A 17,983-nucleotide genomic window follows, 5' to 3' on the forward strand; every position below is an offset into this window, starting at 1 on the left:
TCACCCGCGTGCGCGGAGAACAGCGGGCACACGTGCTCCTTCACCATGGGAGAACGCCGGCTTTCAGGCTTCGAGGAAGTCGATGAGGGCGGCGTTGACCTCGGCTGCGTGGGTGAGCAGCAGCCCGTGCGGAGCACCGTCGATCTCGACGTACCGCGCATCGGGCAGGCGGCGGCGGAACTCGCGGGCCGTGGCGTCGATCGGCAGGATGCGGTCGGCGGTCCCGTGCAGGATCAGCGAGGGCACGTCGATGCGCTCCACATCGGCCCGGAAGTCCGTCAGCCACGCCGGGACGCACGCGTACGCCGCCATGGGCGCCGAGCCGATGGCGGTGGTCCAGTTCGCCCGCAGCGCGGCCTCGCTGAGCCGCGACCCGAGCGTCTCGTCGGAGTTGAAGAAGTCGACGAAGAAGTTCTCGTACCAGGCATAGCGGTCGGCCTCCGCCTGCTCCGCGATGCCGTCGAAGAGGCTCTGCGGCACACCGGCGGGGTTGTCCGGCGTCTGGAGCAGGAACGGCTGGAGCGAACCGAGGAACGCCGCCTTCGCCACCCGCTGCGAGCCGTGGACGCCGAGGTAGCGGGCCACCTCGCCCGAGCCCATCGAGAACCCGACGAGAACCACGTCACGCAGGTCCAGCTGCGTCAGTACGGTGTCCAGGTCGGCGGCGAAGGTGTCGTAGTCGTAGCCCGTCATGGTCTTGCTCGACCGGCCGAAGCCGCGGCGGTCGTAGATGATGACGCGGTAGCCGGCCTTGACCAGCGCGTCCGTCTGCTTCTCCCACGACCGCCCGTCCAGCGGGTACCCGTGGATCAGGACGACCGGCTGCCCGGAGCCGTGGTCCTCGTAGTAGAGCTCGATGCCGGTCGAGCCCTCGGCGCCGACGGTGATGGTTCCCATGGTGTGCCCTCCCGCCCGTCCACGACGTGTGAACCGGGCATGGCACGAACCTAGGAAACAAGCAGGGTGCACCGCGTCCGTCGGATGACGTCTTCGGCGTACGTCATGATGCTGCGCCTTCGGGGTACGTCATCGTGCCCCCCAGCACCGCGGCGAGTTCGCCCCGGGACGTCACACCCAGTTTGGGGAACATCCGCTGGAGATGGGTGCTCACCGTCCTCGGCGAGACGTACAGCCGCTCGCCGATCTCCCGGTTCGTCAGACCCTGGGCGGCGAGCTGGGCGACATGCAGCTCGGTCGAGGTCAGCCGGTCGACGGCGGCCGGATCCTGGCGGGGGGACGACGCGCCCGCGGCGCGCAGCTCCTGCCGTGCCCGCTCCGCCCACGCCGACGCGCCGAGGGCGTCGAAGATCTCACGGGCGGCCTGCAGGAGGACGCGGGACTCGGCGGGCCGCCGGTGACGCCGCAGCCACTCGCCCAGGGCGAGGCGCGCCCGCGCCCGCTCGAACGGCCAGTCCGTGGGGACGGCGTCGAGGGCCGCCCGGTAGAGCGGTTCCGCGTCGTCCTGCGGGCTCAGCAGGGCCCGGCCCAGTCGCAACCCGCAGAGCAGGGCGGGGGAAGAAGTCATCTCCCCGAGCGGGGTCAGCTCCCGCATGACGTCGCGTGCCACCTCCGCGGATTCGCTGCGGACAGCCGCCTCGACCAGCTCCGCGACCGCGTAGAAGCGCAGCCAGGGGTGGAACGCGGGGTCAGCCGGGTCGAAGACGCGGTGCAGGTGGCCGAACGCGTCGCCGTAGCGGCCCTCGCAGAGCGCCGCCTGCCCGCGGGCCGTCTGCAGGATGGCCAGCGCCGGGCGCCCTCCGCTGGGAAGGGCCTCGCGCTCGGCTTCCGCCGCCCACGCCTCCGCCGAGGGGTCGCCGCTGACGGCGGCCAGTTGCGCGCGGATGGCGTTCACCATCGCGTGTACGAGAGGCTGGCTGGTCTCGCGGGCCAGTGACGCGGCCTCCTCCGCGGCGAGGAGACCGGCGCGCACGTCGCCCAGCCGTGCGGCGCTCCCCGCCTGGACGCAGAGGGCGCGGGCCAGCATCGACAGCCTGCCCTGCGCTCGCAGGGCGTCCAGCGACCTCGCCGTCAGCCGGCTGGCCAGGGCGGGAGCGCCCACCGTCACGGCGGCGCCGCCCAGGAGCTGGTCCCCCTCCGCGTTCTCCGAGGAGCGCTCCAGCTGTCGCGCCAGGTCTTCCATGACCGCTCCCCCGCGCTCGACCGGCGCCGAGTACGCCCGCAGGGCGACCAGGTCGGCGTTGTCGGCGTGCACGGGCATCCGGTCGGCGGCGGCGGCGACCCGCTCGCGGGCGGCCGGTCCCGGCTCTCCCCAGAAGCACTGCAGGACCGCGCCCCACAGCATGCGCAGCCCCAGTGTCGGCTCGCCCCCCGCGGCGATCTCGACCGCCAGCTCGGCCAGCTCGGCGGTCGCCGCGCCCTCGCCCCGCGTCCCCTCGGCCAGAGCGATGCTGACCCAGGCCGCGCGGCCTTGGTCGCGGACCGAGAGGTCCAGTGCGCGCGCCTGGGCCAGCAGATGCGCCGCGACGTCTCCTTGGCCCGACTCCAGCGCGAGTTCCGCCGCCCGGAGCAGCCGGTCCGCCCGCGCGGAGGGGTCCTTCGTCAGCTCTGCCGCCCGCCTCAGCGCGGCAAGGGCCGCGGCGGCCCCGCCTCGCCGCAGGGCCCTGCCGGCGGTGGAGTCCAGATCCCGTGCCACCCGTTCGTCGAGACCGGCGGTGGCGGCGGCACGGTGCCACGCCTGCCGATCCGGCTGCCCCTGGAGCGCGGCGGCCAGAGCGGCGTGTGCGGCTTGTCGTTCCGCGGCGGTGGCGGCGTGGTACATCGCCGAGCGGACGAGCGGATGCCTGAACGCCAGCCCCTGGGCTTCCACCAGACCCGCGTCGACCGCTGCCTCGAAAGCGGCGACGTCGACCGCCGTCCCGAGCATCCGGGTCGCCGCGGCGAGGCATTCGTCCATCGTGCCGTCACCGTTGAGGGCCGACAGGAGCAGGACCGCACGGGTGTCGGCCGGGAGGCGGGAGACCCGCGCCGTGAAGGTCCGCTCCAGCCGCGCGGTCAGCGGCAGCGGGCCCGGGTTGAGCGCGTACGCCCCGCCGACCGCCTGCAGCGCGACCGGCAGCTCGGTCAGCGCCAGGGGGTTCCCGGCGGACTCCTCCAACAGCCGCCGCCTGACCTGCTGTCCCAGGCCGGGGGCCACCGCGTCCAGCACCTCGCCCGACACCTCGTCCGTCAGCGGACCCAGGTGCAGCACCGGCAGGCCGGCGCTGCTGAGGCGGTCGTCGAGGCGACGGGTGACGGCGACCAGGACGAGGGGATCGGACTCGATCCGCCGCGCCACGAACCCGAGCACGTCGAGGCTGGCACTGTCCATCCAGTGGGCGTCCTCGACGACCACCAGGAGCGGCGCCTCCGCTGCCGCGTCCGTCAGCAGAGTCAGCGCGGCCAGGCCGACGAGGTACAGGTCGGGGACGGCCTCGTCGACGAGCCCGACGGCTGCGAGCAGCGCCGTACGCTGGCGCCCGGGCAGGCCGTCGATCCGGTCCCGCAGCTGGTGAACCAGCTGGTGCAGGCCGGCATAGGGCAGGTTCTCCTCCGACTGGACCCCCACCGCAGTGATCACATGGGTCCCGCCGCGCGCTGCCGCGGCAGCGGCCTCCGTGACCAGCGCCGACTTCCCGATCCCCGGCGCGCCGATGATCACCGTCGCGCCGCCCGACCCGGTGGCCCCCTGCTCGACCAGGGCGGCAAGCGCGCGACGCTCCGGCTCGCGACCCAGCAGCGCCCGCCGTTGCATGGCTCACTCCGTTTCTCTGCGCCTTCCCAGCACCCGAAGGCTCCGCGTCCTCGCGGAACCAGGCGCCCCGGCGGCATCTGCCCTGGCGGGCGGTCCGGAGGCCGAGTCCGGACGCCGTCCGTGCAATGGTATGCACGCTCCTGGGCGGGAGTGACCGCGGCCGCCGAACCGTGCTGCCCGGATCAGCGCGGGCCGAACGGCCTTCCTACGTGTCCTGGGGCGTCGGGCCCTCCGCACCGGCCGGCGTACTGGGGAGCATCGAGTCCGTCGCGCACCCCCTCACGGTGGCTCAACGGTCTCCGGGGCTGGCAGCAGTGCAGCAGAGTCACCAGTGCCGCCCTCCTCGCTTCTCTCGCCTCGCCTCGCCTCGGGAGGAGAGCTGAGCCGTGACGTTTTCCATGACCGCGGTGCCGTCGTCGAAGGTCGTCTCAGGTGCGGGCCGACGGAAGCCCTTGGCCAGGACGGCCAGGTGGACGACGCCGCTCGAGCCGACCTCGACAAGACACCGGCCCGCTTCGCACCCCGGCCGTCAGCCGGCCGCCAGGATCTCCACGCCGTGCGCGGCGAGTTGTTCGAGGACGGGGTGGCCGGAGTCGGCGTCGGTGATCAGTCCGCTGATGCCCTCCCAGGGCAGGACCCGGAACCGGGAGGCGGTGCCGATCTTCTCGGCCGAGGCGAGGATGTAGGTGTCCGAGGCCCGTGCGGCCAGTGCACGTTTCATCGCCGCCTCCTCCGCGTCCCCCGTGGTGAGTCCGGCCTCGGGGTGGACGCCGGTGACGCCGAGGAGACAGAGCTCGGCCGAGACGTTCAGGGCGGCCTCGACGGCAGCGGCGCCGCAGGTGACCGCCGAGTGCTTGAAGAGGCGTCCGCCGAGGAGGAAGACCTCGGCCCGGGGGTGGTCGAGCAGTGCGACCGCGACCGTCGGACTGTGGGTGATCACGGTGCAGGCCAGGTCCGGGGGGAGGGCCTGGGCGACGGCGAGCGCGGTGGTGCCGCCGTCCAGGATCAGGGCGCTGCCGGGCCGCACGAGCGCGGCGGCGACCGCGGCCACCTGCCGCTTGCCGTCCGGGGAGACGGTCCGCCGGGCGGCGTAGTCCACGAGGGCCGGGGAGACGGGCAGAGCTCCGCCGTAGACGCGCTGGCACAGCCCTTCGGCGGCGAGGTCGCGCAGGTCGCGGCGCACGCTGTCCTCGGAGATACCCAGGGTGGCGGCGACGTCCTTGGCGACGATCTTGCCCTCCCGAGCAAGCAGATCCAGCAGGTGGTCTCGTCTCTCAGCAGCCAGCATCCGCACTTCCTCCTGTTGTTGCACGTTTCTGCATGTATCGTAGCCCACCATGACCGAGAAGCCGATGCTCATCCTCATCGCCGGCCCGTACCGCTCGGGAACGGACGGCGACCCGCAGGCCATGGCGGCCAACCTCGCCCGCCTCGAAGCGGCGGCCTGGCCGGTCTTCGCCGCCGGCCACGTCCCGATGATCGGGGAATGGGTCGCCCTTCCCGTCCTGCGCTCCGCGGGTGCGGGCCCCACCGATCCCCTCGCCGACCAGGTCCTCTACCCGACCGCCGATCGCCTGCTCGCCCGCTGCGACGCGGTGCTCCGGCTCCCGGGCGACTCCACCGGAGCCGACCAGGACGTCGCCACCGCCCGCCGCCGCGGCCTGCCCGTCTACCACCACGTGGACGAGATCCCGCACCGCACCCCGCAGGAGACGGCATGACCCCCGGCCCCGGTACCGACATCCCCGACCACCGCGGCCGCACCGGTCTCGATCAAGCCGGCCGGGACCTGGAGCGCAATCCCGACGTCGTGGTCCGCGACGTGGAACTCACCTCGCAGGGCTGGCACGTCCTGCGCCGCACCACCTTCGACTACCGGCGCAGGGACGGCCGCTGGGTCACCCAGCAACGCGAGACCTACGACCGCGGAAACGGCGCGGTCGTCCTGCCCTACGACGCCGAACGCGGCCGCGTGCTGCTCACCCGCCAGTTCCGCTACCCGGCCTACGTCAACGACCATCCGGACGGCATGCTCGTCGAGGCCGCGGCCGGGCTGCTCGACGGCGACGACCCGCTCGCCGCCATCCGGCGCGAGAGCGCCGAGGAGCTCGGCGTCGCACTGGGCCCTCTCACCCACGTCCTCGACGCCTACATGAGCCCCGGCTCCGTCACCGAGCGCCTGCACTTCTACGCCGCCTCCTACACCCCGGCCGACCGCACCGGAGAAGGCGGCGGAGTCGAGGAGGAAGGCGAGGACATCGAAGTGCTCGAACTGCCCTTCACCGAAGCCCTCGCCATGGTCCGCGACGGCCGCATCACCGATGGCAAGACCATCCTGCTCCTGCAATGGGCCGCCCTGGACGGGCCCTTCGCCGCCGTAGCGGCCGTGCACTGATACCCGCCTGGGGGCTCCGAGGGATCAGCCATGACGCCGTCGGGGCCCGGTCGGTGGGGCGCACCGTGCAACGCCGGTGCGCCGGCCCGGGGTGGGGCCGTTAGGGATCGGCGTCAGCCGCGGCGAGGACGGAGATTGCCGTGCCGGCTCGCGCCACCGGTGTCATGGGCGGTGCTGGAGTAGCAGGCTCCTGGGCGGCGCGAGCCCCTCGCAGAAGAGAGCCGGGAAGGTGACCCGCCCTACCGTCCGGCGCGTTTCCACGCGTCGACGAACTCCCGGTAGAGGAAGCGCTGGAAAGGTTGCGCACCGGAGAAGGCAAACTGCTTGCCGAGCGTGCGCGCACCGAACCAGAGCCCGCTGACCATCGGCACCCCTGTGGCGACCTCACCCACCGAGGCCACTGTGCCGACCAGTTCGCGTTCCATCGCCGACAGCTCCACCCGGCGCAGGCCGAGGCGTTCCAACAGTTGGCGTTTGACGCCCTCGATGTCGCGGGCGAGACGGACGTAGTCCTCGTCGGTGACACAACGCTCCACTGCCACCCGCAGATCGGAGGCACGGTCGCGGTACTGCCGGATGCGTGTGGCCACCAGCCTGATCCAGTCCCGGTCGCTGCGTCTGCCGACCTCGTTCGGCGTCCACAGGCGTCCGCCCAGCAGCGGCAGCTCGAGTTGGAGGAGTTGGAGCCGGTGGCTGTCGTCCTGGCCCGCGGCCTGGCTGAGGGTGGCGTGGATGCCACGCACCGACTGGATCAGGTCGAGGACCCGGCCCTCGTCCGCGCCCTGACGGGTCATGTCGAAGGTCAGGGAGAAGTCCCGGCGCATCGGATGCGACTGGTAGGAGACGGCCGCGGCTTCGGCCCTGGCCCTGTATTTCATGCCGCGCGCGAGCGTGGCCATGAGGTAGTTGCCCTGGGTGGGAGCGGCGATCCCCTTGAGCGCCTCGCCCAGCAGGACCGCCGCCGCACGGGCCCATTCACCGAACGCGTCCTCCTCCACGCCGTCACGCGTCGATATGCGCTGGTCGTGGTGCCCTGCGACTCGACGGACCTGACGCTCCTGGAAGGCGCTCCAGTCCCGTATACGGGACGACAGGGCGTCCTGGCCGCCCGCGCTGGCGGTGTCGCAGACGAATGCCTGCTCGACGAATCTGGCCATGCTGGTGAGGCCGTGCACGGTCTGCAGATCGTGCACGGCGGCGGCCTCGAGCGCGGCTGCGGCCTCCTGCTGAGCCGGGCCGAGGTGTAACGGACGCAGCAGCCCCGAGTCGACCAGTGCACGGAGCAGGTAGGGGCGGTCACCGAAGTCCTGCGCACTCGGCGCGTGCAGCACGGGGTGAGCCACGTAGACCTCGGACATGAAGATCAAGGACTGGACGACCTCCACGAAGCACTGTCGCGCGAAGGGGTCCTCGGGCGCCTCGCGCCGATTCTGCGAGAGGAGGAACTCCTCGGCGCTGATGAGCGAGGTGACGTCGATCGCGACGTCGGTGTTCGCCTGCCGCTCTCTCATGACCTGGCCGCCTTCAGGAACCAGTCGACGGTCTCGGGTCGTCCGGTCACGTCGGAGCTGAAGGTGGGAGTCGGCTCCACCAGGAAGTCGCGGGTCAGCGTCAGCGGCTCGCCGTCCTCACCGCAACTGCGCAGGCCGGCCGCGGCGGCGAGGCACAGTCCCGCGGCGCCGTCCCACAGCTTCTGGTTCCTGCGCCAGAACAGGTCGAAGGGCGGCAGTCCGGGCGTCGTCAGGTCGCTGAGGTCGAGAGCGGTGCGCAGCATGTCGAGCGTCTGCGAGGTGGTCCTCGTCTTGAGGGCGTAACCGGCCTGGCGCGCCGCTGCGTCGAAGGCGGGTCGCTCCTCGCCCCGGCTCCGGGTCACCGACAGGTGCCCGCCCGCCTCGGCTTGGCCGGCGGGCGCGACCGTGTGGCCGTTCAGCCACAACTGGCGCGTCCGGGCGTCGGCGGTTACCGAGACCGGTGTACGTCCGCTGCCGAGCTCAGGAGCGAGGATGAAGGCCGCGCTGGGCTGCCATTCCTCCAGGAGGCACACGACCGAGCAGAACTCCACGCTCTCCCCCCGGACGAACTCAGCGGTGCCGTCGATGGGGTCCACCACCCAGACGCGCCCGCTGGAGGCGAGGACTTCCGTGCGGGCCCCCGACTGCTCGTCCTCCTCGGCGATCACCACGGCGTCCGGGCCATCGAAGGCGCGGATCGCCGCCACGACCAATTCCTGTACCGCGATATCAGCCTGCGTGAGGAGGGTCCGGTCGTCCTTGACCTCGACGGGCAGGTCGGCCAGCCGTGACCTGTAATCCGCGAAGACCGGCAGGAGTTGCTCCTCCAATGTGGACCAGAGAGATTGGATGGGCGACATGTAGTCCTTGGCCTCCGTGCCTTACCCAGGGGCGAACTGACGATCAGTCCGGCAGCACTCGAACCCTGCCACAAGGCACCTCCCTCAGGAAGAGGCCACTCCCCCGCGTGCGTTCGAGAGATGCGCGTTGCGCCCACGAGTACACGGACGACGGCTCAGGGGGCACCCATCAGGTCGCGGATGCCGCCGACGAGCGCCGGGGCGTCGCGGTCGATCTGGTCCAGGGGTGCCCCTGCGGGTGATTCCGCAGGGGCACCGTCGTGCGGCAGGCGGGCAGAGGCCGTCCATACGGCGCTCGCATTCCGGGACTCAAGACCCGAGCGCCGAAGCAGCGACCGACGGGCCCCGACGGGGCAGACCGAGTCGGATACGCCCACTTGCACACCCCTGCCGCCCGCCTCATGGCTGTCGACGCTTCACGATGCGCCAGTCACGGCCCGGCCGAGGAATCTTCGCCTGCTCCTCGGCCGGGGAAGCCTCGTCCTGTACGACCTCCCCCGGGATGACCTGAGGGGCCGGCTGGGCGAGATCCAGACCGGAGAGGTGGGTCTTGAGACGCCTCGCCATGGGGCGGAAGGTCGCGAAGGTGAGCGTGCCGGACACGGCGGCCCCGACGACGGGGATGGCCTTGGAGACGGACTTCGCGAAGGTCTGCTTCGTCATCTCGACACCGAGGTATGCGGCGACCTTCTTCACAACGGGATAGACGACGCCCTGGGTCAGCGCCTTCTGCGGCAGCTTCTTGATGACCTGCTCGGACATCGCCTTCGCCACCTTCCCCACGGCGGCGTTCGCGGAATGGGTCCCGAACATCACTCCGAAGAAGAGGGTGAGAACTCCCTTGGTGGCGTCGTCGAGTTCGTCGTCGCCATCCTCGGAGAACAGATTGGGCCAGCTGTAGAGGTAGGCGAGCTTCTGCGAGATGCGCAGCATGTGGCCGATGTACTGGGCGAGATCGGCCGGCACGGTCGCGGGGAGGGCCAGGACCCCGGGGAATCCGGCGGCTGCGGAGAGGGCGCTCACCTTGGCGGTCTCGTAGCGGATGGACTCGTTGGCCACCCTGTCCAGCACGTCCAGGGGGATTCCGGCCGCCGCGGGGCTCTCCGCTATCGCCATGCGGACTTCGTACTCCGAGCAGTGGCGGGCCAACGCCGTCCGGAGGTACGCCTCCCTGTCGACGCGCACGCCCGGAAGTCTTGCCGCACCGAGCAGGAGAGCGGAGAAGCGCGACTCCGGGTTCTCCATCATTCTTCCTGTAGCCATGCCGAGAACGTACTCCAGAGGGGTGACCCGAACCCCTCCATTCGGTCATTCCGGGGCTGGCGTTGAGGCGCCGGCAAGAAGGCCGGCGTCCACACCCGTGAGAGCGAACTCCGCGACTCGCTAGCCTCGCCACCCGTACGCTGAGACATCGCAGCCGCCCGTTCGATAGCGGCTCACTGGTCGCCGGACGTGCCGGTGCGTCGGAGTCAGAAGCGGTACGGCGGGGCGGGTACGCGCGAGAGGTGGCCCAAGGTGGCCTACGAGAACAAGGCCCCGGCGCCGAGTGCGGGCTCGCAGATCTTCCACTCCAGGAGCTCCCTGGCCGGGGTGACGGTGTCGTGCTGGTCGAGGCGGTGCTTGAGGGCCAGCTCGACGGTGACCTCGGTCAGGCACTTCGGGGTGTAGTACAACGCGGAGGCCTGGCGGTCGCGGCCTGCCAGCCGGTAGACGAAGGTGCCCCGAGGGTGGACCACCCGCTCCTGGCGGCCGGGGTCGGGGTTCGGCCGGTGAACGAAGACACCGCCTCGTAGCCCTGGACGCGTGAGGCGGACCGGGCACTGGAAGGAGTGGCGGCTAAGCCGGCGCCCCTCCTCGAACGGGTACACCACGTACTCCGCCATCGCTTCCCTGTTGCAGATGGACACCCGAGTCGCACAGCCGGTGCGGGAGGCCATGGCCCAGCGGTTTGCCTGGAGCCCGGGCCGCGAGCTGGCCTGCATACCCCGTCGTCACCATCACTCGTACGATCCTCGCCACAACTTGTACCCACAGGTCGGGCGAGTTCGGACCACCGGCGCGCCTGCCGACCCGCTCCCCGCAGGAAAACAGGTCGAGCGCCCCCTCGAGCCGCACACCCGCAGGTCAGTCGTCCTTCTTCACCGGCTCCAGAATCGCCACGCACTCCACGTGATGCGTCATCGGGAACAGGTCGAACGCCCGCAGCGTCCGCACCTTGTAGCCGCCCTCCGCGAAGTACGCCAGGTCGCGCGCCAGCGCCGCCGGGTCGCACGCCACGTACGCGATCTTGCGTGCCCCGAGGCCCGCCAGGCGCTTGACGACCTGCTTGCCGGCGCCCGCGCGCGGCGGGTCCAGGACGATCAGGTCGCACTCGGTGATGCCCGTGCGGGGCAGGACCTGGTCGACCTTGCCGTGCTCGATGCGGACCCGCTCCAGGTCCTTGAGGTTGTGGCGGGCGTCCTCCACCGCACGCTTGCCGGACTCGATGCCGAGCACCGCGCCCTTCTCGCCGATGCGCTGGCCGATGGCGCCGGCGAAGAGGCCGACGCCGCAGTAGAGGTCGAGCGCCGTGTCGTTCTTGCGGGGCAGCAGGCCCTGCATGACGGCGCGGACGAGGGTGTCCGCCGCCTGCGGGTGGACCTGCCAGAAACCGCCGGAGCCGACGCGGTAGGTGCGGTCGTCGGCGCGTTCGCGGACGAAGCCGCGGCCGTGGACGCGGTGCACCCCGCCGTCGCGTTCGTCGACGCGCAGGACCGACACGGGCTTGTCGAGTTCGACCAGGGGGAGGCGGCCGCCCTCGCGCGGGGTGAGGATGACCTGGCGGTCGCTGGAGCCGGTGGCGGCGATGGCCTCCACCGTGGCCATCTGGGGCCAGTCCTGCTTCTCGATGCCGAGTTCGGTGACGCCGGGGGCGGCGATCATGCACTGGTCGATGATCTCGACGTCGTGCGAGCGGTGCTTGCGCAGGCCGACGCGGCCGTCCTCGTCGATCGCGTACTGGACGCGGGTGCGCCAGGCGGGGACCTCGCCCGGCGGGAGCTTGTCGCCCTCGGCCGGCATGACGGTGCCGTCCCAGCCCGCCTCCTCCGGGGTGAGGCCCGCGAGGCGCTGGAGCTGCTCGGCGATCACTTCGCCCTTGAGCCGGCGCTGGGCGCCCGGCTTGGCGTGCTGCCAGTCGCAGCCGCCGCACTTGCCGGGGCCGGCGAACGGGCACGGGGCCTTCACCCGGTCCTTGGACCCCTCGATGATCCGTACGGCGTCGGCGCGCAGGAAGCGGGAGTCCGAGGCGCCGTCGGTGACCTTCGCGACGACCTTCTCGCCGGGCAGGGTGTGGCGTACGAAAAGGACCTGGCCCTCGGAGGTGCGGGCGATGCAGTGGCCGCCGTGGGCGACCGGGCCGACCTCCACCTCGTACTCCCGCCCCACGAGCGATTCCCCGGTCTGCGGCGGAGTGGATTCGTTCTGCATGCGGGGAGGGCTCCAGAGATCAGGGGGACGGCGAACGGCCGGACAACAACCTACGAGTCTACGTGGGTGTCGTCCGGCCGCTTACCAGGAACGGATACCGCAGGAACCGCTACGGGGCGTCAGCCCCCGCGCTCAGCTCTTGTGCGTATGCTCCTTCGTCCTGCGCTCCACGGGACCGCGTCGCACGGCGCCGGGGGCGCTCCACTCCGCCCGCTTGCGCGCCCGCTTCTTGGCCGCCTCGGAGGACTCCAGCTGGTACGGGACCGAGGTGACCATCACCCCCGGCGTGAAGAGCAGCCGGCCCTTGAGCCTGAGGGCGCTCTGGTTGTGGAGCAGGTGCTCGTACCAGTGGCCGACGACGTACTCCGGGATGTAGACGCTGACGACGTCGCGCGGGCTCTCCCGGCGCAGGCCCTTGACGTACTCGATGACCGGGCGGGTCACCTCGCGGTAGGGCGAGTCGAGGATCTTCAGCGGTACGTTGATGCCGCGCCGCTCCCAGTCCTCCTTGAGCGCCTTCGTCTCGGCCGGGTCGACGCTGATGGACAGCGCCTCCAGGTGGTCCGTGCGGATCAGCTTCGCGTACGCGAGGGCGCGCAGGGTGGGGCGGTGGAGCTTGGAGACCAGGACGATCGAGTGGACCCGGGAGGGGCGGACGCTCTCGTCGGACGGCGTCTCGTCGGCGGCGATCTCCTCGGCGACCCGGTCGTAGTGCTTACGGATCGCGGTCATCGTGCCGTAGAAGATGACCATGCCGAGCAGTGCGACCCAGGCGCCGTGGGTGAACTTGGTGGCGAGGACGACGACGAGCACCAGACCGGTGAAGAACGCGCCGAAGGTGTTGATCGCGCGGGAGCGGATCATGTGGCGGCGCTTGGCCGGGTCCTTCTCGGCGCGCAGGTGCCGGTTCCAGTGCCGGACCATGCCGGTCTGGCTGAGCGTGAACGAGACGAACACGCCGACGATGTACAGCTGGATCAGCCGGGTCGAGTCGGCTCCGTAGATCCAGACCAGCAGGATCGCCGCGCCGGCCAGCAGCACGATGCCGTTGGAGAAGGCGAGCCGGTCGCCGCGGGTGTGGAGCTGGCGGGGCAGGTAGCGGTCCTGCGCCAGGATCGAGCCGAGCAGCGGGAAGCCGTTGTACGCGGTGTTGGCGGCCAGGAAGAGGACGAGGGCGGTGGCCGCGGCGAGGATCACGAAGAAGAACGTGCCGTCGCCGAACACGGCGGCCGCGACCTGGGAGATCACCGGGTCCTGCACGAAGGACGAACCGACCGGGGTGCCGTGGTTGATCAGGTCCTGGGCCGGGTTCTCGGCCATCTTGACGTCGGTGGCCATGGCCAGCCCGATGATGCCGCAGAACATGGTGACGGCCAGCAGGCCCATCATCGCGAGGGTCGTCGCGGCGTTCTTGCTCTTGGGCTTGCGGAAGGCCGGGACGCCGTTGCTGATGGCCTCGACACCGGTCAGGGCCGCACAGCCGGAGGAGAACGCGCGCAGCAGAAGGAAGACGAGGGCGAAGCCCGCGAGGCCGCCGTGTTCGGCCTTGATCGTGTAGCCGGAGGTCGGGGCGTGCATGGTGTCGCCGAGGACGAGTCCGCGGAAGGCGCCCCACGCGATCATGATGAAGACGCCGGCCACGAAGAGGTAGGTGGGAATGGCGAAGAGCTTGCCGGACTCCTTGACGCCGCGCAGGTTCATCAGCGTCAGCAGCACGATGGCGGCGATGGCGCAGGACGTCTTGTGCTCGACGACGAAGGGCACCGCGGAGCCGAGGTTCTCCACCCCGGAGGCGATGGACACCGCGACGGTCAGCACGTAGTCGACCAGCAGCGCGCTGGCCACGGTCAGGCCGGCCTTGGGGCCGAGGTTGGTCGTGGCCACCTCGTAGTCGCCGCCACCGCTCGGGTACGCGTGCACGTTCTGCCGGTACGAGGCGACCACGGTGAACATCAGGACCACGACGGCGACCGCGATCCACGGGCTGAAGTGGTAGGCCGACACGCCCGCGATGGAGAGCACCAGGAGGACTTCTCCGGGCGCGTACGCCACCGAGGACAGCGGGTCGGATGCGAAGACGGGGAGGGCGATGCGCTTGGGGAGGAGCGTCTCCCCCAGTTTGTCGCTGCGCAGGGCCCTGCCGATCAGGATCCGTTTGGGCACGTCGGTCAGTTTGGACACGCTGAGGATCGTAAGGGTTCCGTACGCGCCCCACCCACCCACCACCCCCGTGGCCGCGCAATCTCCTGCTCCTGGCGGGAAAAGCCACGAAATCCTTAACGGAATCCTTGCACCGCCCCCGTCCGGAAGCCCCTCGGGACGATGTCCGAAAGGCGGCCCGGGCACTTCGCGGGACGTCGCCTTTGCCACAGTGCCCCCGGCATGAGCACACTCGAATGAGGCAACGCACCCGGCGCCGCTTAAGCTCGTCCTGGGCAACGGGAGGAACCGTTGCCCCATTGTTTGCCCGGCCAGCCGAGGAATGAGTGTGAGCAGGGTGTTTTCGCAGGTCAGCCGGACGACCAGGACTGCGAGGTAGGCGCAAGGTGCACATCGTCATCATGGGCTGCGGGCGAGTGGGGGCCGCTCTCGCGCAGACCCTGGAGCAGCAGGGGCACACGGTCGCCGTCATCGACCGGGACCCCACGGCGTTCCGGCGCCTCGGATCCGGCTTCGGCGGCCGTCGCGTCACGGGCGTCGGGTTCGACCAGGACACCCTTCGCGAGGCGGGTATCGAGGAAGCGGGCGCGTTCGCCGCGGTGAGCAGCGGCGACAACTCCAACATCATCGCCGCCCGCGTGGCGCGCGAGATGTTCGGCATCGAGAACGTCGCGGCCAGGATCTACGACCCCCGGCGTGCCGAGGTGTACCAGCGTCTGGGCATCCCCACGGTCGCCACCGTGCGCTGGACCGCCGACCAGATGCTGCGCCGCCTGCTGCCTTCGGGCGCGGAGCCGCTGTGGCGCGATCCGAGCGGAGGGGTGCAGCTCGCGGAGGTGCACACCACGCCGTCCTGGATCGGCCACAAGATCAGCACCCTGCAGGAGGAGACGGGCGTGCGCGTGGCCTTCCTCACCCGGTTGGGCGAAGCCATACTGCCGTCCTCGCAGACGGTGCTGCAGGAGGGCGACCTCGTCCACGTGATGATGCGTACGGACGAGATCGCGAAGGTCGAGGCGGCCTTCGCCGAGGGCCCCGAGGAGGGCGGTCACTGATGCGTGTCGCGATTGCCGGGGCCGGCGCGGTGGGCCGTTCCATCGCGGGCGAGCTGCTGGAGAACGGGCACGAGGTGCTGCTCGTGGACAAGGCGCCGACCGCCATCTCGGTGGAGCGGGTGCCGATGGCCGAGTGGCTGCTGGCGGACGCCTGCGAGATCACCTCGCTGGACGAGGCGGCGCTGCAGCGCTGCAACGTCGTGATCGCGGCGACCGGCGACGACAAGGTGAATTTGGTCGTCTCGCTGCTCGCCAAGACCGAGTACGGCGTGCCGCGCGTCGTCGCCCGGGTGAACAACCCGAAGAACGAGTGGCTGTTCAACGAGTCCTGGGGTGTCGATGTGGCAGTGTCCACGCCGCGTCTGATGTCGGCGCTGGTCGAGGAGGCGGTGAGTGTCGGCGATCTGGTCCGGCTCCTGCGCTTCAGCCACGGCGACGCGAACCTGGTCGAGCTGACTCTGCCGCCGGAGTCGGCGCTGGCGGGCACGCCGGTGGGGGAGGTCGCCTGGCCGGAGGACACCTCGCTGGTGACGATCATCCGCGGGCAGCGCGTGCTGACGCCGAGCGTCGAGGAGACCCTGGAGGCCGGGGACGAGCTGCTGTTCGTGGCCGCCCAGGCGCGTGAGGAGCAGTTGGAGGATCTGCTGTCGGTGCGCCAGGGCGACCCGGAGAGCTGAGCAGCGGACGTGAGCGAGAGGGGCCCGTTACCGCCGGTGGCGGTGACGGGCCCCTCTCGTTGCTCGAAGAAGTCCTGCTGAGGTTTTCCTGCTCAGAGGCTGCTCAGGGGTCCTGCTCAGAAGTCCTGGCTGCGGGCCGCTTCGGCGGCGGCGGCCTTACGGGCCTTCTCCGCCTGCTCCTCCGCCTCCATCTCGGCGAAGACGTCGATGGGCGGCGGCGCCTTGGCGAGGAAGACCCAGGTGAGGTAGACCGCCAGCAGGAACGGCGGGATCTTGAGAGCGATCAGGACCCAGCCGAACTGGGTGGTGTCGGCCCACCAGTACAGCGGGAAGAGGATCGCGCACTTGGCGAGCAGGATCAGTCCCCAGGCGTAGCTGGCCTTGGCGTAGGCCTTCTTCCGGCCGGGGTTCCGCGTGCGCCAGGAGAGGTTCTCCTTGAACACCGGGCCCAGGATGAGGCCGATCAGCGGGAGCCCCGCGAGCGTACTGATCAGGTAGGCGAGGGCCAGGCCGAGCGTGTAGATCATGCCCGGGAGGTAGAAGTCCTTGGCGTTGCCGGTCATCTTCGCGAAGACGACGCCGAAGGCCACCCCGAAGACGCCGCTGAAGGCGTGCTTGACGGTGTCCTTGCGGATCAGCCGGACGGCCACGAGCACCAGCGACACAGCCACGGCCGCGATGGCCGAGTTCGTGAGGTTCTTGTCGATGGTGAAGATCGTGACGAAGAGCAGTCCGGGCAGGACCGTCTCCACCATGCCCCGGATGCCACCGAAGGCCTCGAAGAGCGCGGCCTCGGTGACCGCCTTCGCGTCGGCCTGCTGCTGGTCGGTGGTGCGGTCCGTTTCGGACGTCGGCTTGTCGAGAGACGTCACCGGCTACTCCTTGCCGAGCGGTCGGAGTTCGTATTTGGGGTTGAACAGCACCCGGCGCCCGTGGCTCATGGAGATGCGGCCGGAGGCGATGAGCTTACGGCCCGGTTCGATGCCCACGATGGAGCGGCGGCCGAGCCAGACCACGTCGAGCGGCGCGGTGCCGTCGAAGAGCTCCGCCTCGAGGGCGGGCACTCCGGCGCGCGGTCGCAGGGTGACCGTCCGCAAGGTACCAGTGACCTTCACGATCTGGCGGTCGGTGCACTCGGAGATCCGGGTGCATCCGGACGCCTGCGAGTCCTCCTCCAGCTCTTCGCACTCCAGGTCCTCCTGGGAGCTGGAGAGCCGGTCGAGCATCCGCCGGAAGCGCCCGGACGGCCGATCGGCCTTCGGGGACTTCTCGAATCGAGGAACAGCACTCATACCCGAAGGGTACCGGTCTCCGGAGGTCCTGGACGGTGGCCGCCGTCTCACTCGAACGGATGAGGCGCGGCTCCGTCGGCGGGCCTGCGAGCCGGCTCGAAGCGATAGCCCATCCCGGGTTCGGTGACGAAGTGCCGGGGGTGCGAGGGGTCGGCCTCCAGCTTGCGCCTCAGCTGGGCCATGTAGACCCGCAGGTAGTTGGTCTCGGTGCCGTAGGAGGGCCCCCAGACCTCCTGGAGCAGCTGCTTCTGGCTGACCAGCCGGCCGCTGTTGCGGACGAGGACCTCCAGCAGATGCCACTCGGTGGGGGTGAGCCGTACGTCGCGTCCCTCGCGGTGGACCTTCTTCGCCGCGAGGTCGACGGTGAAGCCCTCGGTCTCCACGAGCACGACCGCGTCGCCGCCGTCCTGACCGACGGGCTCGGCCCGGCGTACCGCGGCGCGCAGCCGGGCCAGCAGCTCGTCCATGCCGAACGGCTTGGTGACGTAGTCGTCGGCCCCCGCGTCCAGGGCCTCGACCTTCTCGTCGGAGGTGTGCCGGGCCGAGAGCACCAGGATGGGTACCCGGGTCCAGCCGCGCAGCCCTCTGATCACCTCGACGCCGTCCATGTCGGGCAGGCCGAGGTCGAGGACGACGACGTCGGGGTGGCGTGCGGCGGCGAGCTGGAGCGCGGTGGCCCCGTCGGGCGCGGCGTCCACCTCGTACTTGCGCGCCTTCAGGTTGATCACGAGGGCGCGTACGATCTGCGGCTCGTCGTCGACCACAAGCACCCGGGTCATCGCGGTCCTGCCTTTCTGCTGTACGTGGGTCCGCG

16 protein-coding genes are annotated in these 17,983 nt (G+C 70.8%); 4 read left to right on the forward strand and 12 right to left on the reverse strand.

Annotated features, from left to right (window positions below):
* Positions 1 to 63 precede the first annotated feature (63 nt).
* From E6R60_RS19050 to E6R60_RS19060, 3 genes are all read right to left on the reverse strand, one after another.
* Positions 64 to 897: an alpha/beta hydrolase gene (locus E6R60_RS19050; protein ID WP_136327797.1), complete on the reverse strand. Its 834-nt coding sequence runs from the start codon at positions 895 to 897 to the stop codon at positions 64 to 66.
* A 103-nt stretch (positions 898 to 1,000) separates the two neighbouring features.
* Positions 1,001 to 3,751 carry a LuxR family transcriptional regulator gene (locus tag E6R60_RS19055; protein ID WP_136327798.1) on the reverse strand — a complete coding sequence of 917 codons (2,751 nt, stop codon included), beginning with the start codon at positions 3,749 to 3,751 and terminating at the stop codon, positions 1,001 to 1,003.
* Between the two features lie 529 nt (positions 3,752 to 4,280).
* Positions 4,281 to 5,039 (reverse strand): DeoR/GlpR family DNA-binding transcription regulator, encoded by a 759-nt coding sequence (locus E6R60_RS19060; protein WP_136327799.1) that lies wholly within the window; start codon positions 5,037 to 5,039, stop codon positions 4,281 to 4,283.
* Between the two features lie 49 nt (positions 5,040 to 5,088).
* Here E6R60_RS19060 and E6R60_RS19065 point away from each other — a divergent pair, with 49 nt between their 5' ends.
* On the forward strand, positions 5,089 to 5,472 hold the full coding sequence (locus E6R60_RS19065) for a DUF4406 domain-containing protein (RefSeq protein ID WP_168713643.1): 384 nt from the start codon (positions 5,089 to 5,091) through the stop codon (positions 5,470 to 5,472).
* The gene (locus E6R60_RS19070) at positions 5,469 to 6,146 is read left to right on the forward strand and encodes an NUDIX domain-containing protein (RefSeq protein ID WP_136327800.1); all 678 of its coding nucleotides are present in this window, start codon (positions 5,469 to 5,471) and stop codon (positions 6,144 to 6,146) included. The genes E6R60_RS19065 and E6R60_RS19070 overlap by 4 nt, the downstream gene beginning before the upstream one ends.
* A gap of 239 nt (positions 6,147 to 6,385) precedes the next feature.
* On the opposite strand, the gene E6R60_RS19075 is transcribed toward E6R60_RS19070, so the two are convergent.
* The 6 genes from E6R60_RS19075 to E6R60_RS19100 form a co-directional block, all read right to left on the reverse strand.
* Complete coding sequence (locus tag E6R60_RS19075; RefSeq protein ID WP_136327801.1) at positions 6,386 to 7,657, reverse strand: hypothetical protein; 1,272 nt, start codon at positions 7,655 to 7,657, stop codon at positions 6,386 to 6,388.
* Positions 7,654 to 8,517, reverse strand: a complete 864-nt coding sequence (locus tag E6R60_RS19080; protein WP_136327802.1) for an inositol monophosphatase family protein — start codon at positions 8,515 to 8,517, stop codon at positions 7,654 to 7,656. Before E6R60_RS19080 ends, E6R60_RS19075 begins: the two co-directional genes overlap by 4 nt.
* 399 nt (positions 8,518 to 8,916) lie before the next feature.
* Entirely contained in the window at positions 8,917 to 9,780 is an 864-nt protein-coding gene (locus tag E6R60_RS19085) for a hypothetical protein (RefSeq protein ID WP_136327803.1), read from the reverse strand.
* 257 nt (positions 9,781 to 10,037) lie between these two features.
* Positions 10,038 to 10,253 (reverse strand): hypothetical protein, encoded by a 216-nt coding sequence (locus tag E6R60_RS19090; protein ID WP_206309454.1) that lies wholly within the window; start codon positions 10,251 to 10,253, stop codon positions 10,038 to 10,040.
* A gap of 388 nt (positions 10,254 to 10,641) precedes the next feature.
* Complete coding sequence (locus E6R60_RS19095; protein ID WP_136327804.1) at positions 10,642 to 11,985, reverse strand: TRAM domain-containing protein; 1,344 nt, start codon at positions 11,983 to 11,985, stop codon at positions 10,642 to 10,644.
* A gap of 132 nt (positions 11,986 to 12,117) precedes the next feature.
* On the reverse strand, positions 12,118 to 14,166 hold the full coding sequence (locus tag E6R60_RS19100) for an APC family permease (protein WP_136327805.1): 2,049 nt from the start codon (positions 14,164 to 14,166) through the stop codon (positions 12,118 to 12,120).
* Positions 14,167 to 14,531: 365 nt separating this feature from the next.
* Here E6R60_RS19100 and E6R60_RS19105 point away from each other — a divergent pair, with 365 nt between their 5' ends.
* A complete protein-coding gene (locus E6R60_RS19105; protein WP_114247122.1) occupies positions 14,532 to 15,200 on the forward strand; it encodes a TrkA family potassium uptake protein in 669 nt (222 codons plus the stop codon).
* A complete protein-coding gene (locus E6R60_RS19110; RefSeq protein WP_136327806.1) occupies positions 15,200 to 15,877 on the forward strand; it encodes a TrkA family potassium uptake protein in 678 nt (225 codons plus the stop codon). Before E6R60_RS19105 ends, E6R60_RS19110 begins: the two co-directional genes overlap by 1 nt.
* 116 nt (positions 15,878 to 15,993) lie before the next feature.
* Here E6R60_RS19110 and E6R60_RS19115 read toward each other — a convergent pair whose 3' ends face one another.
* From E6R60_RS19115 to E6R60_RS19125, 3 genes are read right to left on the reverse strand one after another with little or no spacing between them, the layout of a single operon-like run.
* On the reverse strand, positions 15,994 to 16,749 hold the full coding sequence (locus E6R60_RS19115; protein ID WP_136327807.1) for a DUF3159 domain-containing protein: 756 nt from the start codon (positions 16,747 to 16,749) through the stop codon (positions 15,994 to 15,996).
* Positions 16,750 to 16,752: 3 nt separating this feature from the next.
* Positions 16,753 to 17,169, reverse strand: coding sequence for an OB-fold nucleic acid binding domain-containing protein (locus tag E6R60_RS19120; RefSeq protein WP_136327808.1), 417 nt, complete (start codon positions 17,167 to 17,169; stop codon positions 16,753 to 16,755).
* A gap of 47 nt (positions 17,170 to 17,216) precedes the next feature.
* Positions 17,217 to 17,948 (reverse strand): response regulator, encoded by a 732-nt coding sequence (locus E6R60_RS19125; RefSeq protein WP_136327809.1) that lies wholly within the window; start codon positions 17,946 to 17,948, stop codon positions 17,217 to 17,219.
* Positions 17,949 to 17,983: the final 35 nt, after the last annotated feature.

The organism is Streptomyces sp. A0642 (assembly GCF_004795105.1).
Lineage (GTDB): Bacteria > Actinomycetota > Actinomycetes > Streptomycetales > Streptomycetaceae > Streptomyces.